Raw genomic sequence first — 25,938 nt, 5'->3', positions numbered from 1 at the left:
AGGAGCGGAGGGACATATGGCCCGCAAGCGCGACGTTCCTGGCATCAGGCCGTATGACAGCCCCGCCGGCGGCTGGGGCGCACTCAAGGCTACGGCAGCGGCCGTGCGCACGCAGATGGAAGTGCTCGAAGCGCCGCTGACCTTCTTGCGGATGAACCAGCCGGAGGGTTTCGACTGTCCCGGCTGTGCCTGGCCGGACAAGGAGCACAGCTCGACTTTCCAGTTTTGCGAGAACGGCGCCAAGGCCGTGACCTGGGAGGCGACGAGCAAGCGCGTTACGCCTGAATTCTTCGCCGATCACACGGTGACTGAACTCCTGGGCTGGAGCGACTATCACCTCGAGAACGAGGGCCGCCTTACCCACCCGATGGCCTATGATTCGGAGACGGACACCTATCAGCCGATCGAGTGGGACGATGCTTTCGCGCGTATCGCCGCTGCATTGCACGCTCTGCCCGATCCGAACATGGCGGAATTCTATACCTCCGGCCGCGCCTCCAACGAGGCCGCTTTCCTGTTTCAGCTCTTCGCCCGCGAATTCGGCAGCAACAATTTCCCCGATTGTTCCAACATGTGCCACGAGGCCACCAGCGTCGGCCTGCCGCAATCGATCGGCATCGGCAAGGGCACGGTCTCGCTGGAGGATTTCGACCATTGCGAGCTGATCCTCTCGCTCGGGCACAATCCGGGTACCAACCATCCGCGCATGATGGGAACGTTGCATGAATGTTCGCGGCGTGGCGTGCCGATCGTCGTGTTCAACCCGCTGAAGGAACGGGCGCTAGAGCGTTTCGCCGACCCCCAGAATGCCATCGAGATGGGAACCTTCGGTTCCACGCGGATCGCCTCTTCCTACTATCAGGTCAAGGTCGGCGCGGACGCCGCAGCCCTCAAGGGGGTCATGAAGGCCTTGGTCGAGATGGACGAGGCCTCGGGTAACCAGGTGCTCGACCACGACTTTATCGCCGCCCACACCCGCGGCTTTGCCGAGTTCTCCGCCGATCTGAAGGCGACGTCCTGGGACGCCATCGAGGCCATCAGCGGTTTCGGCAAAGCCCAGCTCGGTGACGTTGCCGAGGCCTATGCCCGTTCCAATGCTACCATTGTCGCCTATGGCATGGGCATCACGCAGCACAATCGGGGAACCGCCAACGTCCAGCAGATCGCGAACCTCCTCCTGCTGAAAGGCAATTTCGGCAAGCCGGGAGCCGGCATCTGCCCCTTGCGCGGCCATTCCAACGTGCAGGGCAACCGCACGGTCGGCATTACCGAAAGACCCAACACACCGTTGTTCGAGGGCATCGAACGTACCTTTGGCTTCAAGCCGCCGACGCATCACGGCCATGATGCGGTGGCCACCATGGAAGCGATCGACGCCGGCAGCTCGAAAGTCCTGATCTGTCTGGGCGGCAATTTTGCCGTCGCCATGCCGGACCCTGAACGCTGTCACGCCGCCATGCGCAAGCTCGACCTTGCCGTGCATCTCGACACCAAGCTGAACCGCTCGCAACTGCTCGTCGGCAAGCAGTCGATCATCCTGCCGGTGCTGGGACGGACCGAGCGCGACATGCAGGCGAGCGGACCCCAGGCCGTCACGGTGGAGGATTCGATGTCGATGGTGCATGCCTCGCGTGGCAGATTGCCGCCGGCATCGGAGCATCTTCGCTCCGAGACGGCCATCGTCGCCGGTATGGCCATGGCGACGCTGCCCAACAGCAAGGTCTATTGGGCCGAGATGGTCGCCGATTACGATCTCATCCGTGACGCCATCGAGAATGTCCTGCCGGATTTCAAGGACTACAACCAGCGCATTCGCATCCCCGGCGGCTTCCGCCTGCCCCTACCGCCGACTGAGCGCATCTGGCCGACCCCGTCGGGCAAGGCCGAGTTCCTGCCCTTCAAGGGGTTGGAAGAGGACCCAGCCAGCGCCGATACCAGCATCCTCAAGCTGGCGACCATACGCAGCCATGACCAGTACAACACCACGATCTATGGCTTGAACGACCGCTATCGCGGTGTGTTCGGCCGGCGCGACGTGTTGTTCGTGAACGCGGATGATCTATCCCGATTGGGCCTGGAGCATGGCGATCTCGTCGAGGTCGAGACAGCGCTGCCGTCGGGCGAACCTCGGCGCCTCAGCCTCACGGCCATTGCCTATGATATCGCCCGTGGCTCGGTCGCGGCCTATTATCCCGAAGCCAATGGGCTGGTGCCTCTCGACTACAAGGATGAGGAAAGCGGTACGCCCTCCTACAAATCCGTGCCGGTGCGGATCCGGAAGGCAAGCTGATCGGCAGAAGGCTCCCCGATCGGATACTCACCCTGCCTTTGCAGCTCCAACGCACAGGCCGTCGACGAAGACGTCGACGAGCCGCTGTACCGCTTCCAGCCAACCGGGATGGTCGCGCATGTAGCACATGCCCACCAGGGCCCGCAGCAGGTCTTCCGGCGCGACGTCCGTCCGCATCTGGCCTGCGGCAATGGCGCGGTCCAGGAGGGCGCCGAGCGCCTTGGTCAGGCGATCGAAGGAATAGGCATAGAGTTCGGATGGTGCATAGGCGGCGAGCGCCAAGGCCGTCAGCATGCCTTTCTTGGTGGCGACCAGCTGGACATTGGCATGCAGCCAGCGGCGGACGGCATCGACCGGCTCCATCTCGTCCTTCAGCTGCTCCGCCAATTCGCTCAGATGGTCCACCTCTTGCCGGTAAACCGCCTCGAACAGTGATTCGCGGGTAGGAAAATGGCGGTAGAGCGTGCCGATGCCGACTTCCGCCTGCCTCGCGACCGCTTCCAGGCTCGCCCCGGATCCCCCCAAGCTGAAGACGGTCTTGGCGGCCGCCAGCAGCCGCTCTCGATTGCGGATCGCATCGGCGCGCGGTCTGCGGCTTGTTTTCTCGGTTCGCTCCACCATCTGAATTCAGTCAGCCTGCCTCTTGCAAAACGGAGGATCCCTCCGTATAAATACAGCATGAGCATCAAATCAGACAGATGCTTTCCAATCAAATCGATGCCCGATCCCGTTGGGCACCCCGTTTGCATCCGGCCGCCCAGATTGTGTCTCGCGGCTTGAAGCCCGGAGTTCGATCCATCCGGATCGCGCTCCTCCGGAGACTCTGAAGAGACAAGCGCTTTTCGATCCGAGGAATCGGCCACACCCAAAAGCGCTTTGCTCTTGGCAGCCTCGACAGCCAGAAATCAGTCGATTGGAGCAGTGTATGACTTTCTCCATTAGCCTCACCGTGAACGGTGAGCAACGTCACGTCGAACTCGACGATCCCAGGGTGACGCTTCTCGACCTCCTGCGGGAGCGCCTCGATCTCACCGGCACCAAGAAGGGCTGCGACCGCGGGCAATGCGGCGCCTGCACCATTCTGGTCGATGGCCGCCGTATCAATTCCTGCCTGGCACTTGCCGTCAGCCATGATGGTGCGGAGATCGAAACCATCGAAGGCGTAGCACAGGGCGACCATCTTCACCCCATGCAGGCGGCCTTCATCACCCATGATGGTTTTCAATGCGGCTTCTGCACGCCAGGCCAGATCATGAGCGCGATCGGCCTGATCCGCGAGGGCCAGGCCGGGGAGGATCCCGAGCGTATCCGCGAGGGCATGAGCGGCAATCTGTGCCGCTGTTCCGCCTATGCCGGTATCACCGAGGCCGTTCTGGAAGCCCACCATGTCCTCGCCGAGAGCGGACGGAGGAAATCGGCATGAAGAGCTTTGATTATGTGAGGCCGGCGACGATCGCCGATGCGGTTGCGGCGGCCTCCCAGCCTGGCGCTGCCTTTCTTGCCGCCGGTACCAATCTCCTCGACCTGATGAAGACCGGCGTGAGCCGTCCCGACCGGCTCGTCGACGTCACCCGCCTGCCGGATCTCGGACGGATCGACTGGCTTCCCGACGGTGGTGTGCGGATCGGTGCGCTGGTGCGCAATGCCGACCTTGCCCATGATCCGGCTTTCGCAAAAACCTATCCTGCGGTCGCCGAGGCTCTGCTGTCGGGCGCATCCGGGCAGTTGCGCAATGCGGCTACGGTCGGCGGCAATCTGATGCAGCGCACGCGCTGTGCCTATTTCTTCGACGTTACCGGCGCCTGCAACAAGCGCGCGCCGGGTTCCGGTTGTGATGCCCATGGCGGCGAGAATCGCCTGCACGCGATATTGGGCTGGAGCGAGGCCTGCATTGCCACGCATCCATCCGACTTCTGCGTGCCGCTGGCGGCTCTTGGCGCGGTGGTGGAAATCGAGGGCAAGGCAGGGGCTCGCGAGATCTTGCTTGCGGATCTGCATCGCCTGCCGGGTGAAGCGCCGGAGCGCGATACCGCTCTCGACGCCGGCGATCTGATCGTGGCAGTGCGGCTGCCCGCCGATGCCGCCCTCTTTGCCGCCCATGCACGCTATCTCAAGGTTCGCGAGCGGACGTCCTATGCCTTTGCCGTGGTGTCGGCGGCGGCAGCCTTGCGCCTCAAGGACGGTGTGATCGAAGCGGTTCGGTTGGCGCTCGGCGGCGTCGCGGCAAAGCCGTGGCGCTCCAGCGAAGCCGAGGCGATCCTGGTCGGCTCGGCGCCGGACGAAGCCGCCTTCCAACGCGCGGCACAGGCGGCTCTCGCCGAAGCGAAGCCCTCGGGCGACAATGAATTCAAGATCGAACTGGCGCGCCGCACGCTCGTGCGCGCCTTGGCCGAAGCGGCCGCCGGCACGCCGGATCGCGTTCCTGCTCTGCCAGGTTCTCCCTTCTCAACGCAGCCCGGAGCACGCCGAGATGCCTGAACCCGTCACGCCCGACCTCAAGCTCAACCGTGCTCCGGCTCATGTCCGGCACGGTTCCAATATCGGCCAACCCCTGACGCGCCGCGATGGCGTCCTCAAGGTCACCGGGGCCGCGCGCTATGCGGCCGACAATCATCCTGCCGGCATGCTCTATGCCGTAACGGCTGTGGCGCAGATTGCCCGCGGCCGGGTTGCCTTTCTCGACATCCAAGCCGCCAAGGCCCATCCGGGCGTGGTGGAGGTGATGACATCAGACCACAAGCCCGCCTTGGCGCAGGATCCGGATGCCAAGGACCATCCCTTCATGTTCCGGCTCGATCTCCTGCAGAACGATCGCGTGCGCTATGCTGGCCAGCCGATCGCAGTGGTGATCGCGCAATCGCTGGAAGCGGCTACGGAAGGCGCCGCGCTGCTGGCGCCGCGCTACGAGGCCGAGACGGCACGAGTTGGGCTCGACGGCGACAGTTTCGTGCCGTCGGCCGTGGGCGTCGGCAATCCGTCGCAAGCCGTTCATGGTGATATCGAGGCCGGCTTTGCCAGGGCGGACAGCCAAGTGGAAGCCGTCTACGAGACCCCTGCCCAGTATCACAATCCGATCGAGCCGCATGCCATCGTCGCGCATTGGCAGGGCGACACCCTGTCGATCGATACGCCCAGCCAGGGCATGGCGATGGCGCAGGGCCGCATTGCCGGGCTTTTCGGCATAGCTCCCGACAAGATCCACATCCGCAGCCCGTTTCTCGGTGGCGGCTTCGGCTGCAAGGGGCTCGTTTCCGGTCCCCAGATCCTGGGGATCATGGCCGCCCGCCTGGTCGGCCGGCCGGTGAAGCTCGTGCTGAGGCGCGATCAGATGTACGGGCCGGTGGGTCATCGTGCCCCGACCCGCCAGACCTTGCGACTCGGCGTTGCCAAAGACGGGGCGCTGACGGCGCTGGTCCATCACGCCCTGACGGCCTCGTCGACCTTCGACGATTTCTTCGAGCCAGCGGCCGGTGCCTCGCATGCGCTTTATGCCAGTCCAGCCATCGCCACCACCTATGACGCCGTGCGGACGGATACGGGAACGCCGCTGTTCATGCGTGCGCCCGGCGAGGCCTCCGGCTCCATTGCCCTGGAAAGCGCGATGGACGAGGCGGCCTGGGCAAGCGGTATCGATCCGCTCGAGTTCCGGCTCAGGAACTATGCGGAGATCGAGCCAACCACTGGCAAGCCCTTCTCCTCCAAGGCCCTGCGCGAATGCTATGCCGAAGGCGCCAAGCGCTTCGGCTGGGCCGGTCGGCCGCTTGCTGCCCGCCAGATGCGCGATGAGGCCGGCTTTCTCGTCGGCTGGGGCATGGGCACAGCGATCTTCCCGGCCTTGATGTTCCAGGCCGAGGCGCGGGCCGTGATCCGGCAAGACGGTTCCGGCCTGATGGAAACCGGCGCCCATGACATGGGGCAGGGCGCCTGGACTGCCCTGGCCCAGATCGCCGCCGATGGCCTGGGGCTCGATCTCGATCGCGTGGAATTCCGCGCCGGCACCTCGGATCTGCCGGATGCGGGCATCGCAGGTGGCTCAGCGCATACGGCCACGGCCGGCTCTGCGATTCATGAGGCTGGCGCGGCGGTAATCGCCAGGCTGGCCGAACTGGCTTTAGGCGATGAGCGCTCGCCGCTGTTCGGGGCCGGCAATGCCGGTGTGATCGCCCGCGAGGGGCGGCTCTTCCGCCGCGACGACGAGAGCCGCAGCGAGAGCTATGGCGACATCCTCGTCCGGGCGGGGCTGTCGGAGATCGAGGCTCGGGGGCGCAGCAGCGCCGATCCGGCGTCGCAGGCCAATTATGCCATGCATGCCCACGGCGCAGTTTTCGCCGAGGTCAAGGTCGATCCCGATCTCGGACAGGTACGTGTCAGCCGCCTCGTCGGCGCCTTTGCCGCGGGCCGGATCGTCAATCCGCATCTGGTTCGCAGCCAATATCTGGGGGGCATGATCTGGGGCGTGTCCTTCGCCTTGCACGAGCATGCGGTTGTTGACCACCGTTCGGGGCGGATCATGAATGCGGATCTCGCCGAATACCACGTGCCCGTCAATGCCGACGTGCCGTCCCTGGAGGCCATCCTGGTCGAGGAGCACGACCCGCATGTGAATGCGCTCGGCATCAAGGGCGTCGGCGAGATCGGCGTCACGGGTACGGCGGGCGCGGTGGCGAATGCCGTCTGGAATGCGACCGGCAAGCGCGTGAGGAGCTTCCCGATCGCCATCGAGGAGTTGTTGTGATCGGGGCTGGGTAACGGCTCGCAGCACCGTGGGCAGTTACGTGGCTCAGTGATAGGTGGCGGGGCGTCTGCCCGCCACCGCTACCACTCAATCAGACCCGGTCGCAGAGCATCTCCCGAGCGGCGTTGTGGCCTGGGGCGCCCGTGACGCCGCCGCCGGGATGGGTGCCGGAGCCGCAGATATAGAGCCCCTTCACGGGCGTGCGGTAATCGCCATAGCCAAGCATGGGCCGGGCCGAGAACAACTGATCGAGCGACAATGTACCGTGGAAGATGTCGCCGCCGACGAGGCCGAACACCCGTTCGAGATCGAGCGGCGTCAGCACCTGGCGTCCAAGCACGCTCTGCTTGAAGCCGGGCGCGTAGCGTTCGACCGTGTCGATCATCAGGTCGGCGACTTCCTCGCGATGAGCATCCCAGCTTTCGCCGTTCGGCAGTTGCGGTGCCACATATTGGCAGAACAGGCTGGCGACGTGCTGGCCCCGGGGCGCAAGCGTATCATCGAGGGTGGAGGGGATCAGCATCTCGACGATGGGCTGCCGGCTCCAGCCATGGCGGCGGGCCTCGAGAAAGGCATCTTCCATGTAGTCGAGGCTCGGCCCGATGATGATGCCGGCAGTGTGGTGGACACCTTGTTCGCGTCCCGGCAGGGCGGTGAAATCAGGCAGCTCGGAGAGCGCCACGTTCATGCGCAGCACGCCCGAGCCGCATTTGAAGCGTCTGATACGCTGCAGGAAGTCGGCCGGTACGGCGTCTTCGGGCACGATCTTGTCGAAGAGCAGGCGCGGTCCGATATTGGCGGCGACGGCTTTGGCGCGGATGACGCGGCCATCTTCCAGCTCGACACCGGCCGTAACGCCCTTTTCGACGATGAGCCGGTGGACCGGGGCGTCCGTCTCGATCTCGGCGCCGGCCTCGCGGGCAGCCTTGGCCATGGCCTGGGTGATGGCGCCCATGCCGCCGATGGCGTGGCCCCAGGCGCCCTTCTTGCCGTTCACCTCGCCGAAGACGTGATGCAGCAGCACATAGGCCGAGCCCGGCGTCGAGGGGGCGGCATAGGACCCGACGATGGAATCGAAGCCGAACAGCACCTTGGCCTCGGGGCTCTCGAACCAGCCGTCGAGATAATCGCTCGCCGATTTGGTGAAGAGGTCGAGCAGGACGCGGCGATGGTGCATGTCGAGCTTGGACAGGCGGTGGCCAAGCTTGCCGGCGCGCAATAATTCCGGCAGCGAGCCGAACCAGCCGTCATCGGAGACGTTGGGCGGCGTCTCCAGGATGAGATCGCGCAGCACGTCGGCGATGGTGTCGATCTCGTCGCAATAGGCCGGGAAGCGGGCGGCGTCCTTCTCGCTGAACTTGGCGATCTCGGTCTGGGTGCGGCCCTCACCGGAGAGGATGTAGCGCCCGTCGGGGAAGGGAAAGAAATTGGAGGCCTGGCGCTCGACCACCTTGAGGCCGTGGCGTTCCAGCTCCATGTCCCGGATGACCTTGGGATTGAGCAGGCTCACCGTGTAGGAGGCCACCGAATTGCGAAAGCCCGGATGGAACTCCTCCGTCACCGCGGCGCCGCCGACAACGGAGCGGCGCTCCAGCACCTTCACCCTTCGGCCGGCCCGTGCGAGGTAATAGGCGCAGGTCAGGCCGTTGTGGCCACCGCCGATGATGACCGCGTCATAGGGAGCGTTCGCGCTGCGGACCGCGGGCGTAGATGCGTCAGCCAATTCTTCGAAGCCTTTTTGTTGTGACGCTGCGGCTGGGACCGCGGGCGTCTCGTCCGCTCGTTCTTATGCGGCATGCGCAACGCTTCCAAGGGCCGGTCGTCGCAATCGACGAACACATGGCTGCGGCGTCCATGGTCCCGGGCGCCATGCCGTTCCGGTTTCCTAGAGCAAAGCGCGTTTAGACGGAAACGCTTGTTTGATCTAGCTCTTTGGTTCCAAGCCAATCCAATGGATTGGCTTGAGCGTCTTTGCGATTCTTGGCGTGACCGCCAAATCGCAAAACGCTTTAACCGCGCGCGGCTTCGAGTATGTGCTTGCACTCGCCGAGTTCCAGCAGCACCGTCTGCAGTCGCCGGCGACGTTCGTCGCTCAGCGACAATCCGCTGCCGCTTTCGGCGCGAGTGGCCGGGGGCGGTGCAGGGCGCGGCTCGGCTCGCATGGGCGGGCCTGCGAGAGACGACAGCGGCAGCGAGGCCTGGGCCGGTGGTGACTCATAGGTTTCGGGCTCGTCGTCGAAAACTGGCTCGACTCGATCGTCGGCCTCATCGTAATCGCCCGCGGGATCAGCGGGCGCAGCGGCCTCCGCTTCGGGCCATTCGGCCCGCTCGCGGCGACGCTCTTCCTCGTCCGCCCGTGGGATCACGGCGACGGGCGGCACATAATCCTCGTTCTGGGCCCGGCCGATCTCGATCACATGCCGATTGCCGCGCTCCTTGAGGATGCGCTGGACACCCTTGATGGTGTAGCCCTCGCCATAGAGATAGTAGCGAATGCCCTTGAGCAGATCGATGTCATCGGGGCGATAATAGCGACGCCCCCCGCCGCGCTTCAGCGGCTTGATCTGGCTGAAACGGGTTTCCCAGAAGCGCAGGACGTGCTGGGGCAGGTCTAGATCTTCGGCGACCTCGCTGATCGTGCGAAACGCGTCAGGTGCTTTTTCCATGCTGCCGGACTCCCGAGCGGAAAGCGGCGAATCGTGCCTTTCCCCTATCACTCGTCCGATTCTGTGATGAAAGACAAGCGTTTATCACTTGTTTCCAACCCAAAACATCACCGAGTGGTAGCGTGAAACCGTCAGAGGGAAGGGGATGGCCGCTGTCAGCGGGCGAGAGCAGCTACGATTGCCGGCTGATTTCAGGGGTACCTGAACATGAAACCGGCCTTCGCCGGCGAACCAGAATGTGCTGCTCGCAGAGTATCGGACAGAATAGTCCAATACCGGTTTGGCTGGCTCATGCCAATAGAGGGCCTATTCGTCCACGATGCCGTCGACATTCTCGCCATTGATCTGGGCTTTGAGAATGTTGGAAGGCTTGAAAACCATGACGCGGCGTGGGGAGATCGGCACTTCCTTGCCGGTCTTTGGATTGCGGCCGATGCGCTCGCCCTTCGAGCGGACGACGAAGGAGCCGAAGGATGACAGCTTCACCGTCTCGCCCCGCTCGAGGCAACTGGAGATTTCATGCAGGACCATCTCGACCAGTTCCGATGACTCGGTCCGCGACAGGCCTACTTTCTGGTAAACCGCTTCGCAAAGATCTGCTCTTGTGACGGTATTTCCCGCCATCGCTTTCATGCCCCACGTTGGACAGGCGCCATGGAGAGGCCACCTGTCTGTTATCCGTTCGATGCAACCCGGAACTGCGGGAAGCCTGTCCCGCCACGAATCCGCCCCGCAAATCATCCCAGCAGGGCCGGCACTGAAGTCCCGACTCTATGTCACTGAAAACGCGAAGCTATTGACGAAATCGGTCAAGGTCAACCACCAATCGAAACCGGTGTTCGCTTCCGCCTCTCTCAGGCAACCGTCAAATTCGTCAGACTACCAGCGGATCAGGGCTGCGCCCCAGGTGAAGCCGCCGCCCATGGCTTCGAGCAGGACAAGGTCGCCCCGCTTGATGCGCCCGTCCTTGACCGCGGTATCGAGCGCCAGGGGAATCGAGGCGGACGAGGTGTTGGCGTGCTCGGCCACGGTGAGCACGACCTTCTCCGGCGGCAAGCCGAGCTTCTCGGCGGTGGCATGGATGATGCGGGCATTGGCCTGGTGCGGCACGAACCAGTCCACGGCGTCATAGGCCAGGCCGAGATCATCCATGGTGTCGATGATGATCTGCGGCACCATGCCGACGGCGAGCTTGAAGACCTCCTTGCCGTCCATGCGCAGCTTGCCGACGGTGCCGGTGGTGGACGCGCCGCCATCGACGTAGAGCTTGGACTTGTGGCGCCCGTCCGAGCGCAGCTTGGTCGCCAGCACACCCTGATCGTGGATCGAACCGTCATTCATGGTGGCTTCGACCACCACGGCGCCTGCGCCGTCGCCAAACAGCACGCAGGTGGTACGATCCGACCAGTCCAGAATGCGCGAATAGGTCTCGGCACCGATGACGAGCGCATGCTTGGCCGAGCCGGAGCGCAGGAAATTGTCGGCGATGGAAAGACCGTAGACGAAGCCGGTGCACACCGCCTGAACGTCGAAGGCAGCGCCGCCGGTCATGCCGATATTGGCCTGCACGGTGGTGGCCGTGGCGGGGAAGGTGTTGTCGGGCGTCGATGTCGCCAGCACGATCAGGTCGATGTCGGAGCCCTTCAGGCCGGCATCGGCCAAAGCGCGCTCGGCGGCTTTGGTGGCGAGATGCGAGGTGAATTCGCCCTCGGCCGCCTGATGGCGCGCGCGGATGCCGGTGCGCTGTACGATCCATTCGTCGGTGGTGTCGACGTGCTTCGACAGTTCCTCATTGGTAACGCGCTTTTCGGGCAGGTAGGAGCCGATGCCTCGGATGACGGAACGAATCGTCGCCATTATGCCGCGTCCGGATTGCTGGCAGCGACCATCACGGCGCGATGGTCGAAGCTCAGGCTTTCGGTGATTTTCTTCATGAGATCTTGCTTCACCATATCATAGGCCAGATCGATGGCAGCCGCGTAGCCTTCGGCATTGGCGCCGCCGTGGCTCTTGATCACGATGCCGTTCAGGCCAAGAAAGACCCCGCCATTGACACGGTTGGGGTCGAGTTTATCGCGCAGGGCCTGAAAGGCGCCGCGGGCAAAGAGATAGCCGATGCGCGCCATCAAGGTGCGCGACATGGCCGAACGCAGATAGGAGGCGATCTGCTTGGCCGTGCCTTCCGCGGTCTTGAGAGCGATATTGCCGGCAAAGCCCTCGGTCACCACCACGTCGACGGTGCCCTTGCCGAGATCGTCCCCCTCGACGAAACCGTGATAGGTCAGATCGGGCAGGCTGGTCTCGCGCAGGATACGGCCGGCTTCGCGCACCATTTCGAGGCCCTTGACCTCCTCGACGCCGACATTGAGCAAGCCAACCGTGGGTCGCTCTACGCCCAGCACGATACGGGCCATGGCCGCCCCCATCACCGCCATGTCGATCAGGGCGTTGGAGTCGGCTCCGATGGAGGCGCCGACGTCGAGGACGATCGATTCGCCCCGCAAGGTCGGCCACAGAGCGGCGATGGCGGGGCGGTCGATTTCGGCGAGCGTGCGCAGGCAGAAGCGCGCCATCGCCATCAACGCGCCGGTATTGCCGGCCGAGACAGTGGCGTCGGCCTCGTCCTTGTTGATGGCGTCGATGGCCAGCCACATCGAGGATTTCTTGCGGCCATAGCGCAGGGCATGGCTCGGCTTGTCATCCATGCGGATGGCGACATCGGTGTGATGGACGCTGGAAACGGCTTGAAGGCGCGGATGGGCCGTCAGCAACGGGGCGATGGTGGCCTCGTCGCCATAGAATGAGAAGCTCAGATCGGGATGGCGGGTGAGCGCCAGCTCGGCGGCTGGAATCACGACCGTGGGGCCGTGGTCGCCCCCCATCGCGTCGAGAGCGATACGAATTTTCGAAGCCCGATTATCGGAAGCCATGAAGTGTTCGGTTGCCCTGTTGCGTCTGGCCGCTTCGCACGGCGGGGAGGCGCTGCGTTTTGCAGCAAAAGACCATGCACCACAAGAGTGTAGCGAAGGTTGACGGCCGGAATTTAGGCTCGTCAAAGATGTAGAAGCCTTCGACTGACCGATTCTCACGTCAAAATCATGGTGATGACGGCCCGAAACGCAAGAAATTGCCGAAGCTTCACCGGGCCCGTCAGTGTGCCAGCCGGAACGAGCCGCTGGCCGCAGCCTGGCGGACGGCCATGAGCGTGTCGGACGGGGATTGCCCCGCGGTCGGGATGACGTGGCGCTCGAGCGGCCCCAGCGAGGAGAACTGCTCGTGCAGGGCAGTGATCGGTTCGGGATCGCTGAGCGTGTCGCCGCCGCGAAGGCGGCAGCGTTCGATGGCGGCCGAGAGCGGCGGGCGCAGCACCACATAATGCAGCGGTGGGGCGAGTGTTCTGAAGGGCGGCAGGAACCAGGGGCCGATGATGCCGTCCACGATCACGAAATAGCCGCCGCTGGTATAGGCTTCCGCGGTACGTGCGAGCACGTCGATCACGACTTCGTTCTGCCGATGCGCCTGCGGGAGATAAGGCGGGATCGCTCCATTCTTGATGAAGTGCCAGAAATCGTCGGCATGCAGATGCACCGCGGGTGCGCCGGGCTCGGCGGCCAGGGCACGGGCAGTGGTGGTTTTTCCCGATCCCGGAGGCCCGGTGAGAATGAGGATCTGGCCAGCGAGATCAGGCATGGTTCAGGCAAGGGGAGGAAATGGCGTTCAAAGCGTTCTGGACCAGGCACGAGAGGAGTGCAAGGTTTTCGAACTCTGCATTGAAGGTCGTCGGCCTTGCTGGGCGGAAGGCAGTTCCGGGGAGCGCGCTGAAAAGCGTCAACACTCCACCGCATTGACCGCGAGGCCGCCCTGCGAGGTTTCCTTGTATTTGGACTGCATGTCCGCGCCGGTGATGCGCATGGTGGTGATCACCTGATCGAGGCTGACCTTATGGGTGCCGTCGCCGCGCAAGGCGAGGGATGCGGCGGCAATCGCTTTGTTGGCACCGAAGGCATTGCGTTCGATGCAGGGAATCTGTACCAGGCCGCCGATCGGGTCACAGGTCATGCCCAGATGATGCTCCATGCCGATCTCGGCGGCATTCTCGACCTGGGCGATATTGCCGCCGAGCGCGGCGGCAAGGCCCCCCGCAGCCATCGAGGCGGCAACTCCGACTTCACCCTGGCAGCCGACCTCGGCACCGGAGATCGAGGCATTCATCTTGAACAACATGCCGATTGCGGCAGCTGTGAGCAGGAACTCGTCGGCGCCGGCTTCCGAATAGTCACAGAAATCCCGGTAATAGCGCAGCACTGCCGGCACGATGCCCGCCGCGCCGTTGGTAGGCGCCGTCACCACGCGCCCGCCGGCGGCGTTCTCCTCATTCACGGCGATGGCGAAGAGGGAGACCCAGTCCATCATCTCATGGGGGGCACGGACATTGCGGCCGATATCGGTGAGCAGGCGGTCATGCAGGGCCTTGGCCCGGCGCTTCACGCGCAATCCGCCTGGCAATTCGCCCTCCTGGCGCATGCCGCGGTCGATGGCCGCATCCATCACGACGCGGATTCCGGCGAGCCGCTCGCGCACGGTGGCTTCTGGTTGGTTCGCCATCTCATTGGCGAGGACGATGCCGCCGATGGTCAGGTCGTGTTCGCTGCCCAGGCGCAGCAAGTCGGCACCACTGCGGAAGGGGTAGGGGACCTCCGTCGTCTCGCGCGCCGTGGCACCTTCACCCTCTGCCAGCACGAAGCCGCCGCCGATGGAATAGTAGAATTCCGTGGCGAGGGCGGTGCCGCCCTCGTTCCAAGCCGTGAAGGACAGGGTGTTGGGGTGTCCCTTGGGCGGGGTCTTGCGGTCGAAGACGATGTCGCGGTTGCGCTCGAAGCTCATGGCCCGGCGCCCACCGAGCGCGAGCATGCCCTTGCTGGTGGCGTCTTCGACGATCGCGGCGACGGTCTCGGGATCGACGGTTTCCGGTTCCTCGCCAGCGAGGCCCAGGATCACCGCGATATCGCTGGCATGCCCGTGCCCGGTCCAGGCCAGCGAGCCGTAGAGCACCGTTTCGACGCGGTGGGTATGGATGAAATGGCCCTGCTTGCGCAGCGACTGCACGAAGCGATTGGCGGCGCGCATGGGGCCGACAGTGTGCGAGGACGAGGGTCCGATGCCGATTTTGAAGATGTCGAAGACACTGATCATCGGCTCTGAGTTCCCCACCAACCGGCTACTGTTGGATCGCAACAATCGGAACGCGCCATCGCCACAGGGAGCGTAACAAATATTACACCAACTTTCATTGCACAGGAAACTTGCGCGAAGGGGCTCGAATTGCTACCCCAAAACCGACGCCGGTTTAGCTCAGCTGGTAGAGCAACCGCCTTGTAAGCGGTAGGTCGCGAGTTCAAGTCCCGCAACCGGCACCACCTTCCCACTTCCCTTGGGTTTCAATTGTTTGGGCCGTGCCGTCGCAGGCTGGTGGAGTGGTTTTGTTCTAAAGCTTGACGCTCTGGCATCGCTTTCATGGTGAGCGCCACGGGCCAGTCGCTCGTGACAGTTGCCTGGAAAGTCGCCAGGGTTTCAGAGCCAGCTATTGGGCACCGGCGATGACGGTGGATCGGGCCGCGTCACTCCTCGTCATTATCGCCTTATTGTGCGGGGCCGAGTTCCTGGGCGAGTCCGATCAGAAGCCCCCCAGGCCCGCGGATGTAGCAGAGCCGATACGCGTCTTTATACTGAACGACCTCACCTACGAGTTGCGCGCCGCGATTGCGGAGCCTTTCGAGCGTCTCGTCGATGTCGTCGACGGTGAACATGGCGCGGAGGTAGCCTAGAGCGTTAACCGGGGCGTTGAGGTGATCGGCGATGACAGGCGGCGTGAGGAAGCGGGATAGCTCGATCCGGCTGTGACCGTCCGGCGTGCGCATCATGGCAATCTCGACGCGCTGATCGCCCAGCCCAGTGACACGTCCCGCCCATTCTCCTTCGATCGTGGCCCGCCCTTCGAGCTCGAGGCCGAGCTCGCGAAAAAAATCGATCGTCCCTTCGAGGTCATCGACGACGATTCCTACGTTGTCCATCCGTTTGAGCGCCATGTCACAAATCTACAAGGTGTCGTCTGAGCCGTAAACTCCTAAAACTGCTTGCTAGGGCAGGGAAGCAAGTGGTGATTCAGGGCACTGGTTAGGAGCCTTATGATGCATCGCCGGCTTGATCTGAGGGATTTTGGCTGGTCGCTGGTCGAGCTAGTGGCGCCGCAAAAGAGCCGAGGTGTTGCGCGGGTCGACGACTTGCCTCGATTGGCAGGCGAGGATCCCCGCCTGCTGTTCCCTGGTGCCGGTTCTTCCGCTATTTGCGGATGAGGCGGACAAGGCACTGCGGAAATTGGTTGCGAGCATAGCTGAAAAAGCGCTCTGCACCGCAGCGTATCGGATGCTCGGCAAGGTGTCCGTCTTTGGCACGCAACCCATACGGAGTGGATTTTCATCGTCGCGAAGGCTGATGTAACATTGGCTCGACGGCGATACGGATGTCGCGAATGCCGAGCGTCTCTCCAATGAGATTTAGATCCGCGAGTCTCGTAACTGCGATCTCGACATGGGTCCATCCGGCCCCTCGGCTGCTCAAAGCAAGTCGAGATACAGCGGTTCAGGATCGCTCATACACCCCAGGATGCAACCAGCAACACCGGCATGGACCTTCGGTTCGCCAGAATATGCCGTCCACGCGTCGGTGATTGCTCGGTCGCGTGATGCATCCGGCCATATCGGTGGCGAGCGCCGCGGAGGCGTGCGTGGCATCCATCTCCTCCTAGGAAATAATAGTCCTGCTCGACCCCAGTATCATAGAAATGTGAACTCTAAGTACTTTGGCGATTTTTATGTAAGTGATCATCGGCGAGTTGAATTTCCCGGTCTCGATGTCGACAATTTCCTCGATAGATACATGTGCTTTGTGCGAAAGTTCCTCCTGGCTGAGATTATTTGCTTTTCGCCACGCTTCTACGATATTGATTTCATTGCCCTCAACGTGTCCATTGGGAAGCGCGCGCGAGGATTTCAGGTGTCGTTGTATATCAGCCCGCATGCGGTAGTAGGGACTGCAGGCGACGGTGATATCTCGGTGTTCAGGCGTGTCTGAGTGGCGTAATTTGGCCGGATGCCTTTGCATATGGACCTCCATATTTGAAAAGAATGGTGTTAATCGAATTTTTCCGATTTTTATTATATAGATATATGTAATTACATTTTATTTTAGTTGAATATTATTCAAGTACGTGTAATTTTTATTTGCATTCTACAGTAGAGTTATCAATTTCTCTGTGAGGGGCGGCGCATTCTTTTGCTTTTGTGAGATTGTTGCTGGAAAGTCTCATTGTCGATGTGTCCGTAGGGTATTGAACTCTCTCCATCTTCAATCTGAGGCCATCTGCTGCAGCGTCTCGAAGAGAATTCGCTGCGTAACCACATCCAAAAATCGTCGCGACGATGGCTGTAACAGCGACGAAAGAGCGGGTGTTCATATTAACTCTCCGGTGATTGCCGCACGTCTGCCGTGGGAAATGGATTGAGAGAAACGACGGCATGCCATGACTGCGCGGAGGGACTAATTTATGCCTGCAACCACAAGATTTTCGTTTTGATGTCGCCAGAATATCGATCACTTAACGCATGAGTGCTGGATCAATTAAGCAGAGGGAATGATATCATCAAAAATTGCATCGACATCTTCGTCAATATTAGACAAGAAAAATGCAAATGCAGCGTCGAAACGCCAAAATATTCCCTGTTGACTTTTGTAGCACCCTTTTGGATTTGGACCTACCATTATATTTATTGGCGCGAATTCATTAAGTTTCGAAGGGCGCGCTCCGCGTCGTGCCGGCGGTCGCATTGCTGCCCGGGAATGGGTGGGCCCTTTGCGGGCTACCTTGTGATGTTCCGAAGCCCCGAATCCCGCCCTAAGTCCTTATGCGGCTAAATATGGCCCGGCGCGTTTTCTTTCAGGACAGGCGATGACGAGTTTTCAGGGGATGCGGCGGGGGCCGAAAGGGTGGCCGTACATAGTTACCGCCAGCGGCTCGATAATATTGTTCGTCATCACCGGGGCGATTGCCAGGTGACAAAAATAAAGCGCCGCACCTGTTGGGGAGGTGCGGCGCCCGAAAAGAAATCAAACTATGCAATATCGAAAAGCGCAAACACGCCTTCATCTACACTTACGTACTAACAATCGTTACTGAACTGACGATACGCTTGAACACTCAGTCTCAGAGGAGCCGCAATCCAGAAGAATGATTGCCATCCCTTCCATGGGGTTGTTTATAAGACGGCTCGTCTCCTAATGCAAGAGATATAATACGGGGCGTATTGAAATTTTCGTGAGCGGTGAGCTGTCGCTTACCCCTCCTCAATGGGCGGCGGCTGGCGCTTAGTCTCGAGCTGCTGCTCTGGCGATTTCCGCCCGCCGCCACGGGAGATAGGGTGGCCATACAAGGTCTGGTTGATTGTAAACAAGCACAGAAGCGTATATATATGAGACATTACGTCTAGATTATATTCTTGACATTTGAAGGAGTTGTCGGTGGCCATTGCGCAGCAGGCGGCACGACCCGTCGGAAGACCGCGCTGCATGGAAACGCATCAGGCGATTTTGCATGCAGCGGCCGAATTGCTTGAACGCGCTCCCTATCGCGACATTTCGGTCGAACGCATCGCTGCCCTTGCCGGGGTAGGCAAGCAGACCATCTATCGCTGGTATGACAGCAAGGCCGATCTCCTGCTCGATGCCTATCTTGCCCGCTGCACCGAAGTGCTGCCACCCATGGTTGCAGGCGGCGAACCCATGGTGAATTTCCGCAACTATGTACGCCGTCTGGCTGAATATCTCAGCAACCCGATGATGGAGGGCGCCTCCAGGGCCCTCCTGGCCGAGGCGCAGTTCGAACGTCCGTTCCGAGAACGATTCAGCGAGATCGTCATGAAACGCCGCCAGGAGATTGCCAGGGCTTTCGTGATCTCAGCCATGCATAAGAAGCAGATCCGGGACGATGTCGATCCAGATATGGTACTGGATCTGATCATGTCTCCGATCTTCCAGCGGTTCCATACCACCGTGACACCGCCCGATGCGGCCTATGTCGACAAGATCTTCGATATGGTGCTGGCGGGGCTGGCTGTGCGGAACGAACCCGTGGCCAGGGTTGCCGCGGAGTAGGATAGAGGACTGACTGCAGAACGGCCTCCGCTGCCGTCCTTCAGACGTCAGGTGCCGAAAATCTGCTGACGCCCGGCCATCAGCGTGGCCACTTCCTCCGCTGCGAGGGGGGCGTAATCATGGCTGTCCACGCCGACATCGAGGCTGTAGCCGAAGGGCTCGTTGTCGAGGCGGCCATGCACATGCCCGAACAGATGCCAGGCTCCGCGCCAGGCTCCCGGCCATTCCCGCATCGGATAATGGCACATCACGATAGTCTGGCCCTTCCAGCGTAACTCCCTGATCTCGGCTATCGAACGCAAGCGCCCGGTCGATTCCAGCTTGGTCGGATCGTCGTGGTTGCCGAGGATGAGATGGATCTGGCCGTTGAGGCGTTCCAGATAGGTCTCGGCTGGTTTGCCCGCGCGAAAGCTGAAATCGCCGATGTGATAGATCACGTCGTTGGGCGCGACCTTGTCGTTCCAGCGTGCGATCAAGGCCTCATCCATCGCCTCGACGGTTTCGAAGGGGCGCTTGCACAGGCGGATGATCGATTCGTGGCCGAAATGAGTATCGGCGGTGAAGAAGAGCTTGCTCACGCCAGGGCCTGTTTCGAGGCGCCGGCCCGCAGGCCGACGCCCATTGCACAAGGGAGGAAGTGTCCCTCCGATTTAGCGCCGCAGATCCGGCGGGGTCGCTTCCTTGACCAGTTCAGTGATCGCTTCCTCGAGCGGCAGGACCGACTGGGCCTGCGAGCCGAGACGGCGGATCGAGACGGTGCGTTCAGCCCCTTCCTTCTTGCCGAGGGCGAAGATCACCGGGGTCTTGGCGAGGGAATGCTCGCGCACCTTGTAGTTGATCTTCTCGTTGCGCAGGTCGATTTCCGCGCGTAGTCCCGCCGCCCGCAAGGCAGCGACGACTTCCTGGGCATAGTCGTCGGCGTCCGAGGTGATGGTGCACACCATTACCTGTTCGGGCGCCAGCCAGAGCGGGAAATGCCCGGCATGGTTCTCGATCAGGATGCCGAGGAAGCGCTCCATCGAGCCGCAGATGGCGCGGTGGATCATCACCGGTGTCTTCTTCTCACCGTCCGAATCCACGAAGAAGGCGCCGAAGCGCTCCGGCAGGTTGAAATCGACCTGCGTGGTGCCGCACTGCCATTCGCGGCCGATGGCGTCCTTCAGAGTGTATTCGAATTTCGGCCCGTAGAAGGCGCCTTCGCCGGGATTGATGCCGGTCTTGATCTGGTTCGACTGCGCCTGGATGGTGTCGAGCACCTTCATCATCACGTCTTCGGCTCGGTCCCACAATTCGTCCGAACCGACGCGCTTCTCCGGCCGGGTGGAGAGCTTGATCGTAATCTCGCTGAAGCCGAAATCGGCATATGTCGACAGGATGAGATCATTGATCTTCAGGCATTCGGCAGCCATTTGCTCGTCGGTGCAGAAGATATGGGCATCGTCCTGGGTGAAGCCGCGCACGCGCATCAGGCCGTGCAGGGCACCCGAGGGCTCATAGCGGTGCACCGCGCCGAATTCGGCCAGGCGCATGGGCAGGTCGCGATAGGACTTCAGGCCGTGCTTGAAGATCAGCAGGTGCCCCGGGCAGTTCATCGGCTTGATGGCGAAGACGCGCTCGTCCTCGGTCTCGTCGCCGGCCGACTTCGCCATGAACATGTTTTCGCGATACCAGCCCCAATGGCCGGAGATTTCCCACAAATGCTTGTCGAGCAGCTGGGGCGCGTTGACCTCCTTGTAGTCGGCCTTCAGGCGCCGGCGCATATAGGCGATCAGCTCCTGGAATATTGTCCAGCCCTTGCCGTGCCAGAATACCACTCCAGGGCCTTCCTCCTGGAAATGGAACAGGTCCATCTCTCGGCCCAGGCGGCGATGGTCGCGCTTTTCGGCTTCCTCGATCTGCTTGAGATAGAGGTCGAGCTCCTCCTGGTTGCGCCAGGCGGTGGCATAGATGCGGGTCAGCATCGGATTGTTGCTGTCGCCGCGCCAATAGGCGCCGGCCACCTTCATCAGCTTGAAGGCGGTGCCGATCTGGCCGGTCGAGACCATATGCGGGCCGCGGCAGAGATCGAACCAGTTGTCCTGGTAGTAGATCTTCAAATCCTGGTCGGCGGGGATGGCCTCAACCAGCTCGACCTTGAACTTCTCGCCCTTGTCGGCGAAGACCTGCTTGGCCTTGTCACGGCTCCAGATTTCGCGGGTGAAGGGCGCGTTGCGCGCGATGATTTCGCGCATCTTCGCTTCGATCTTCGGGAAATCCTCCGAAGAGAAGGGCTCGGCGCGGTAGAAGTCGTAATAGAAGCCGTTCTCGATCACCGGGCCGATGGTGACCTGGGTGTCGGGCCAGAGCGACTGCACGGCCTCGGCCATGACATGCGCGGCATCGTGGCGGATCAGCTCCAGCGCTTCCGGGCTCTCGCGGGTGACGATCTCGATGCGGGCATCCGCGCCGATCTCCTCGGCGAGGTCGGTCAGTACCCCGTCGAGCTTCATGGCGATGGATTTCTTGGCCAGCGATTTGGAGATGCCCTCGGCAACGGCCTTGCCGGTCACGCCGGCATCGTAGGAACGCTGATTGCCATCGGGGAAAGTCAAAACAGGCATATGTGTCTCCGGGCTCACTCCTGCCAACCAAGCAGGTAAGCGATTTCAGGTGATAAAGAGGACTTACTGGCCCTCGTCGCAGGTAAAAGGCCGCCGGCGGCCATAGCGCCACGGTCTATACCAGCTCGTGTCGGCGGGCAATCGTTCCGGCACGGGATCGAGGCCCGAGCTGCCCCAGGGATGGCAGCGGCAGATGCGGAACACCCCCATCCAGCCGCCCGCCCATACGCCGTGCCGCCCGATCGCCTCGTCCGCATATTCCGAGCAGCTCGGGAAATAGCGGCATTGCCGCCCGATCAGAGCCGACAGCGTGACCTGGTAGGTCCTGATGACGAGATGTGCAGCAGTGCGAGGCCAGGTCATGACGAGATGCGACAGGGGTGAGGGCCTCCAGCCGGAAGCGGAATCAAAGTTCGAGGGCGATATCGGTCTGGAAGGTCTCGACGATCTCGATCATGCGCCGGACCTGGTCGAAGGCCGATTGCAGCCTTTCCTCCAGTTCGATGAGTTCGTTGAGGGAAGTGACGGTAAACTTGGTCCCGCGCAGGAATTCGCTGCGCTTGAGCGACAGGCTGCGGTCGGCCCAGATCGACTTATAGGCGAGTACGAGTTCGTCAGGATAACCCTTGAACAAGGCGACGAGATCCTTGTCCGTCTCGATGCGGCTATGAACCTCGAACTTCTTGCCGCCGATCAGCCCCGACTTGACGTTTCGCCGCAGGACTAGTTTCAACATGGGCGCCCCCGTCCTTACCTAAACGCGATGCTCATTTCCGGAAAAACCGGCAAGTTCAAGAGCAGAATGGGGCTTTTCCGTCACAATTCGCAAGGGGCAGGGTAAGCCCTGTGGCAGCGGGCGTTCTCGCCTGCACCTTTCTTTTACGCAAACGCGGCGTTTCCAAGAGCAGGCGAGGACGCCTGCGATCCCGGGAAACTGCGCTATTCCGCCGCTTTGCTCTTGGCCTCGATACTGTCGAAGGCCGAGACGACGGCGTCGAAAGTGAGCAAGGTAGAGGCGTGGCGGGCCTTGAAATCACGCACCGGTTCCAGCACGGCGGCCTCGGCGAAACGGCCCTCCGGAGGCGGGCCATTCTCCTTGAGCATGCGGCGCATGGTCTCGCGCGCCTGCCGCAATTCATCACCGCTCGCACCGATGATGTTGCGGGCCATGATGGAGGAGGAGGCCTGTCCGAGGGCGCAGGCCTTCACGATATGGGCGAAATCAGTGACCTTGCCGCCTTCTACCGCCAGCTCCACCGAGACGGTGGAACCGCATAATTTGGAATGGGCGGTGGCTGCGGCATCTGCGCGCGGCAGATGGCCGATACGCGGAATATTGGCTGCCAATTCGAGGATACGTTTATTATAGACATCGTCGAGCATGGGTGGACGCTTGATTGTATGCGCTTCGCTCTCACCTATATAGGCATGAATGGGTCGGTTGGGGAGGGGTGCTCTCCAGACCGGTATGATCTAAACCCGCAAGGCCGATTGTCAGCAATCTGCCTTGGCGGTGGGAGTAGCTGTTGATGGATGCACTGGTGGATAAGCCTGCGGCCAAACTGGAACGAGATGACGTCGCCCGCGCCCCTATGCCTCGCCCGTCACGCAAGGAGGCCGAAGCCGCCGTGCGGACGCTGATCCAGTGGGCCGGCGACGATCCGGATCGCGAAGGCCTGATCGACACGCCCAAGCGGGTGGTCAAGGCTTGGCGCGAGATGTTCAAGGGCTATGAGCACGATGCCGGCGAAGAACTCGACACCGTCTTCGAGGAAGTCGGCGGCTATGATGACATGGTGCTGGTACGGGACATCCCCTTCTATTCGCATTGCGAACACCATATCGTGCCGATCATGGGCCACGCCCATATCGCCTATTATCCCAGCGGCGGAGTGGTCGGCCTGTCCAAGCTCGCACGCGTGGTCGAGATTTATGCCCGCCGCCTGCAGACGCAGGAGCATCTGACCGCCAACGTCACCCAGGCCATCGAGGAACGCCTCAAGCCGCGGGGACTGGCCGTGATGCTGGAAGCCGAGCATATGTGCATGGCCATGCGCGGCATCCAGAAGCAGGGCGTTTCCACGGTGACAACTGGCTTCACCGGCGTCTTCAAGTCTGAGCCGCAGCAGCAGATGCACTTCCTGTCCCTGGTACAGCGCGCCTACAAGGCACGCTGAGCGACAACTGGCTGCCTGGGCTGCTCGTCACGGCGGCGCAGTTCTGCGGTCGAGCGTCTTATTCCCTTTATGAGTTGTGCTGCACGCTGGAACGCGTGTGGCATGGATCGTGCCGGGGATGGGCAGCCATGTCTCGAAGGAGAAGCGATGATGCCGCAGTCGACTGAGCTCAAGACTCTGTTCCCGCAGGCCGGGGATATTCCTGCCGAGTTCCGTCTTCCAGGCGAGATCCACCAGGATCGCGTGCTGGTGAACGGGCAATTGCTGGCATGGACCGGCGAGAAGCAGAGCGTGATCTCGCCCATTCACCTGCGCGATGGGGAAGGACGGTTGCTGCCGGTCACCCTCGGCTCGATTCCGGTCGGCGGCATCCCGGAAGCCGATGCCGCACTGGCCGCCGCGGTCGGCGCTTATGACAATGGCCGCGGCGCCTGGCCGACGATGCGGGTCGCCGATCGCATTACCTGCATGCTGGATTTTATCCGCCAGATGGTGGCGCGCCGCGGCGAGATCGTGCGCCTGATCATGTGGGAGATCGCCAAGTCACTGCCAGACGCCGAGAAGGAATTCGATCGCACCGTCGACTATATGCGCGCCACTGTCGATGCCGTGCGCAACCTCGATAATGAGAATTCACGTTTCCAGATCGTAGAAGGCACCATCGGCCAGATCCGCCGCACGCCCCTTGGCGTCGTCTTGTGCATGGGGCCCTACAATTACCCCCTGAACGAGACCTTTGCCACGCTGATCCCGGCCCTGATCATGGGCAACACGCTGGTGTTCAAGCCGCCGCGCTTCGGCGTCCTGCTGTTCGAGCCGTTGCTGGAGGCTTTCCGCAGTGCTTTCCCGCCCGGCGTGGTCAACTTCGTCTACGGAAAGGGCGCGGAAATCGTGCCGCATCTGCTGGAATCGGGAAGGGTGAACGCGCTCACCCTGATCGGCTCCAGCAAGGTCGCCGATCACCTCAAGAAGCTGCATCCCAAGGCCAACCGGCTGCGCGCAATTCTCGGCCTCGATGCCAAGAATGCCGCGATCGTCCTGGCCGATGCCGACCTGGAACTGGCAGTGAAGGAATGCCTTGCGGGTGCGCTGTCCTTCAACGGCCAGCGCTGCACGGCGCTGAAGATGCTGATCGTGCACCGTTCCATCGTCGATCGTTTCCTGGAACGCTTCACCGAGGAGCTTGCCAAGCTCAAGATCGGTATGCCCTGGGACAAGGGCGTCAGCATCACGCCACTGCCTGACAGGGCCAAAGCCGAGTACATGATGGCCTGCGTCGAGGACGCCGTGGCCAAGGGCGCCAGGGTGGTCAATGCCGGCGGCGGGGATGAGGTGGCAACGTTGTTCCGGCCGGCCGTGGTCTATCCTGTCGCCGAAGGCATGAAGCTCTATCGCGAGGAGCAGTTCGGGCCGATCGTGCCGGTGATGCCCTTCGACGACATCGAGACGGCGCTCGACTATGTCATCACCTCCGAGCATGGCCAGCAGGTCAGCATCTTTTCCACCAGCGCGGATGACATCGGCACCCTGGTGGATCCGCTGGTGAACCAGGTCTGCCGGGTCAACATCAACTGCCAGTGCCAGCGCGGGCCGGATGTCTTCCCGTTCACCGGCCGCAAGGATTCGGCCGAGGGGACGCTGTCGGTCACCGACGCGCTGCGTTCCTTCTCGATCCGCTCGATGATCGCCGCCAAGCAGACCGAGCCCAGCAAGAAATTGCTTGACGAGATCACGCGCAGCCACAAGTCGAAGTTCATCCATACGGACTTCATCTTCTAGGGCCCTGGATCGAGGGCCCAAGATCTTCCAGGACCCGAGCCTAGTCCACATCCGTCCCAAGAGTAGAACCATGAGCACCTCGTTTCCCCCGCCCCGCGACAAGGCCTCCCTTGAAGAGGGCCTCGTCTTCACGCCGAAGTTCGACCGCGACGGCCTGATCACGGTGGTGACGCTCGGCGCCGAGCATGGCGAGGTGCTGATGGTCGCGCATATGAATGCGGAGTCTCTGGGCCGCACCCTGGAGACTGGCGAGGCCTGGTACTGGTCACGCTCGCGCCAGGCTCTCTGGCGCAAGGGCGAGACTTCCGGTCAGTTGCAGCGTGTGGTGGAGTTGCGTACCGATTGCGACCAGGACGCCCTGATCATGCGCGTGGAAGTCGGCGGTGATGGCGGCTGTTGCCACACCGGCCGCCATTCCTGCTTCTACCGCGTGGTGAAGAGCGAAGAGGGCGGGCCGGCGCGGCTGGTGATAGCGGAGTAGTGG

General features: G+C 62.1%; 23 protein-coding genes and 1 tRNA gene. 9 read left to right on the top strand and 15 right to left on the bottom strand.

Features of this window, described 5'->3' with window-relative positions; all coding sequences use genetic code 11:
- Positions 1–16: 16 nt before the first annotated feature.
- Positions 17–2,290: an FdhF/YdeP family oxidoreductase gene (locus ACZYTC_RS12090; RefSeq protein ID WP_441773841.1), complete on the top strand. Its 2,274-nt coding sequence runs from the start codon at positions 17–19 to the stop codon at positions 2,288–2,290.
- Positions 2,291–2,317: 27 nt separating this feature from the next.
- On the opposite strand, the gene ACZYTC_RS12085 is transcribed toward ACZYTC_RS12090, so the two are convergent.
- The gene (locus ACZYTC_RS12085) at positions 2,318–2,911 is read right to left on the bottom strand and encodes a TetR/AcrR family transcriptional regulator (RefSeq protein ID WP_434955842.1); all 594 of its coding nucleotides are present in this window, start codon (positions 2,909–2,911) and stop codon (positions 2,318–2,320) included.
- Positions 2,912–3,215: 304 nt separating this feature from the next.
- Between ACZYTC_RS12085 and ACZYTC_RS12080 the strand changes: the two genes are divergently transcribed.
- The 3 genes from ACZYTC_RS12080 to ACZYTC_RS12070 are packed head-to-tail and all read left to right on the top strand — an operon-like array spanning position 3,216 to position 7,025.
- Positions 3,216–3,713, top strand: coding sequence for a (2Fe-2S)-binding protein (locus tag ACZYTC_RS12080; protein WP_434955843.1), 498 nt, complete (start codon positions 3,216–3,218; stop codon positions 3,711–3,713).
- Complete coding sequence (locus tag ACZYTC_RS12075; RefSeq protein WP_488989687.1) at positions 3,710–4,768, top strand: FAD binding domain-containing protein; 1,059 nt, start codon at positions 3,710–3,712, stop codon at positions 4,766–4,768. Before ACZYTC_RS12080 ends, ACZYTC_RS12075 begins: the two co-directional genes overlap by 4 nt.
- Positions 4,761–7,025 carry a xanthine dehydrogenase family protein molybdopterin-binding subunit gene (locus tag ACZYTC_RS12070; RefSeq protein ID WP_488989686.1) on the top strand — a complete coding sequence of 755 codons (2,265 nt, stop codon included), beginning with the start codon at positions 4,761–4,763 and terminating at the stop codon, positions 7,023–7,025. Before ACZYTC_RS12075 ends, ACZYTC_RS12070 begins: the two co-directional genes overlap by 8 nt.
- Positions 7,026–7,116: 91 nt before the next feature.
- On the opposite strand, the gene ACZYTC_RS12065 is transcribed toward ACZYTC_RS12070, so the two are convergent.
- The 7 genes from ACZYTC_RS12065 to ACZYTC_RS12035 all read right to left on the bottom strand — a co-directional run bounded on the left by ACZYTC_RS12065 (position 7,117) and on the right by ACZYTC_RS12035 (position 14,884).
- Positions 7,117–8,748, bottom strand: coding sequence for a phytoene desaturase family protein (locus ACZYTC_RS12065; RefSeq protein ID WP_434955846.1), 1,632 nt, complete (start codon positions 8,746–8,748; stop codon positions 7,117–7,119).
- A 286-nt stretch (positions 8,749–9,034) separates the two neighbouring features.
- Positions 9,035–9,691, bottom strand: a complete 657-nt coding sequence (locus ACZYTC_RS12060) for a MerR family transcriptional regulator (protein ID WP_488989685.1) — start codon at positions 9,689–9,691, stop codon at positions 9,035–9,037.
- Positions 9,692–9,997: 306 nt separating this feature from the next.
- Positions 9,998–10,315, bottom strand: a complete 318-nt coding sequence (locus tag ACZYTC_RS12055; protein WP_434955848.1) for an integration host factor subunit alpha — start codon at positions 10,313–10,315, stop codon at positions 9,998–10,000.
- Positions 10,316–10,570: 255 nt separating this feature from the next.
- Positions 10,571–11,548 (bottom strand): beta-ketoacyl-ACP synthase III, encoded by a 978-nt coding sequence (locus ACZYTC_RS12050; RefSeq protein ID WP_434955849.1) that lies wholly within the window; start codon positions 11,546–11,548, stop codon positions 10,571–10,573.
- Entirely contained in the window at positions 11,548–12,621 is a 1,074-nt protein-coding gene (gene plsX / locus ACZYTC_RS12045) for a phosphate acyltransferase PlsX (RefSeq protein WP_434955850.1), read from the bottom strand. Before plsX ends, ACZYTC_RS12050 begins: the two co-directional genes overlap by 1 nt.
- 220 nt (positions 12,622–12,841) lie before the next feature.
- Positions 12,842–13,381 (bottom strand): ATP-binding protein, encoded by a 540-nt coding sequence (locus ACZYTC_RS12040; RefSeq protein WP_434955851.1) that lies wholly within the window; start codon positions 13,379–13,381, stop codon positions 12,842–12,844.
- A 138-nt stretch (positions 13,382–13,519) separates the two neighbouring features.
- Complete coding sequence (locus ACZYTC_RS12035; protein ID WP_434955852.1) at positions 13,520–14,884, bottom strand: L-serine ammonia-lyase; 1,365 nt, start codon at positions 14,882–14,884, stop codon at positions 13,520–13,522.
- 148 nt (positions 14,885–15,032) lie between these two features.
- Between ACZYTC_RS12035 and ACZYTC_RS12030 the strand changes: the two genes are divergently transcribed.
- Positions 15,033–15,108: transfer RNA gene (locus tag ACZYTC_RS12030), tRNA-Thr, on the top strand.
- A 222-nt stretch (positions 15,109–15,330) separates the two neighbouring features.
- Here the strand turns inward: ACZYTC_RS12030 and ACZYTC_RS12025 are convergent.
- Together ACZYTC_RS12025 and ACZYTC_RS12020 are read right to left on the bottom strand one after the other, a co-directional pair.
- Positions 15,331–15,777: a VOC family protein gene (locus ACZYTC_RS12025; RefSeq protein WP_488989684.1), complete on the bottom strand. Its 447-nt coding sequence runs from the start codon at positions 15,775–15,777 to the stop codon at positions 15,331–15,333.
- 715 nt (positions 15,778–16,492) lie between these two features.
- Positions 16,493–16,852: a helix-turn-helix transcriptional regulator gene (locus ACZYTC_RS12020; RefSeq protein WP_441772636.1), complete on the bottom strand. Its 360-nt coding sequence runs from the start codon at positions 16,850–16,852 to the stop codon at positions 16,493–16,495.
- 1,461 nt (positions 16,853–18,313) lie between these two features.
- Here ACZYTC_RS12020 and ACZYTC_RS12015 point away from each other — a divergent pair.
- Positions 18,314–18,898 carry a TetR/AcrR family transcriptional regulator gene (locus ACZYTC_RS12015; protein ID WP_434955855.1) on the top strand — a complete coding sequence of 195 codons (585 nt, stop codon included), beginning with the start codon at positions 18,314–18,316 and terminating at the stop codon, positions 18,896–18,898.
- A gap of 47 nt (positions 18,899–18,945) precedes the next feature.
- Here ACZYTC_RS12015 and ACZYTC_RS12010 read toward each other — a convergent pair whose 3' ends face one another.
- The 5 genes from ACZYTC_RS12010 to ACZYTC_RS11990 all read right to left on the bottom strand — a co-directional run bounded on the left by ACZYTC_RS12010 (position 18,946) and on the right by ACZYTC_RS11990 (position 22,881).
- Entirely contained in the window at positions 18,946–19,476 is a 531-nt protein-coding gene (locus ACZYTC_RS12010) for a metallophosphoesterase (protein WP_441772635.1), read from the bottom strand.
- A 72-nt stretch (positions 19,477–19,548) separates the two neighbouring features.
- On the bottom strand, positions 19,549–21,498 hold the full coding sequence (thrS, locus tag ACZYTC_RS12005) for a threonine--tRNA ligase (protein ID WP_434955857.1): 1,950 nt from the start codon (positions 21,496–21,498) through the stop codon (positions 19,549–19,551).
- 63 nt (positions 21,499–21,561) lie between these two features.
- On the bottom strand, positions 21,562–21,861 hold the full coding sequence (yidD, locus tag ACZYTC_RS12000) for a membrane protein insertion efficiency factor YidD (RefSeq protein WP_434955858.1): 300 nt from the start codon (positions 21,859–21,861) through the stop codon (positions 21,562–21,564).
- A gap of 43 nt (positions 21,862–21,904) precedes the next feature.
- Positions 21,905–22,234 (bottom strand): hypothetical protein, encoded by a 330-nt coding sequence (locus ACZYTC_RS11995; protein WP_488989683.1) that lies wholly within the window; start codon positions 22,232–22,234, stop codon positions 21,905–21,907.
- A gap of 203 nt (positions 22,235–22,437) precedes the next feature.
- Positions 22,438–22,881 carry an iron-sulfur cluster assembly scaffold protein gene (locus tag ACZYTC_RS11990; RefSeq protein ID WP_434955859.1) on the bottom strand — a complete coding sequence of 148 codons (444 nt, stop codon included), beginning with the start codon at positions 22,879–22,881 and terminating at the stop codon, positions 22,438–22,440.
- Between the two features lie 146 nt (positions 22,882–23,027).
- On the opposite strand from ACZYTC_RS11990, the gene folE reads away from it, so the two are divergent.
- The 3 genes from folE to hisI all read left to right on the top strand — a co-directional run bounded on the left by folE (position 23,028) and on the right by hisI (position 25,935).
- Entirely contained in the window at positions 23,028–23,675 is a 648-nt protein-coding gene (gene folE / locus ACZYTC_RS11985; protein ID WP_434955860.1) for a GTP cyclohydrolase I FolE, read from the top strand.
- A 147-nt stretch (positions 23,676–23,822) separates the two neighbouring features.
- Positions 23,823–25,454, top strand: coding sequence for an NADP-dependent glyceraldehyde-3-phosphate dehydrogenase (locus tag ACZYTC_RS11980; protein WP_488989682.1), 1,632 nt, complete (start codon positions 23,823–23,825; stop codon positions 25,452–25,454).
- A 70-nt stretch (positions 25,455–25,524) separates the two neighbouring features.
- Positions 25,525–25,935: a phosphoribosyl-AMP cyclohydrolase gene (gene hisI / locus ACZYTC_RS11975; RefSeq protein WP_441772629.1), complete on the top strand. Its 411-nt coding sequence runs from the start codon at positions 25,525–25,527 to the stop codon at positions 25,933–25,935.
- Positions 25,936–25,938 lie beyond the last annotated feature (3 nt).

It is taken from the genome of Labrys sp. F242 (assembly GCF_057813875.1).
The sequence above is the reverse complement of the archived record's forward strand: the minus strand, read 5'-3'. Positions and strand labels throughout refer to the sequence as shown.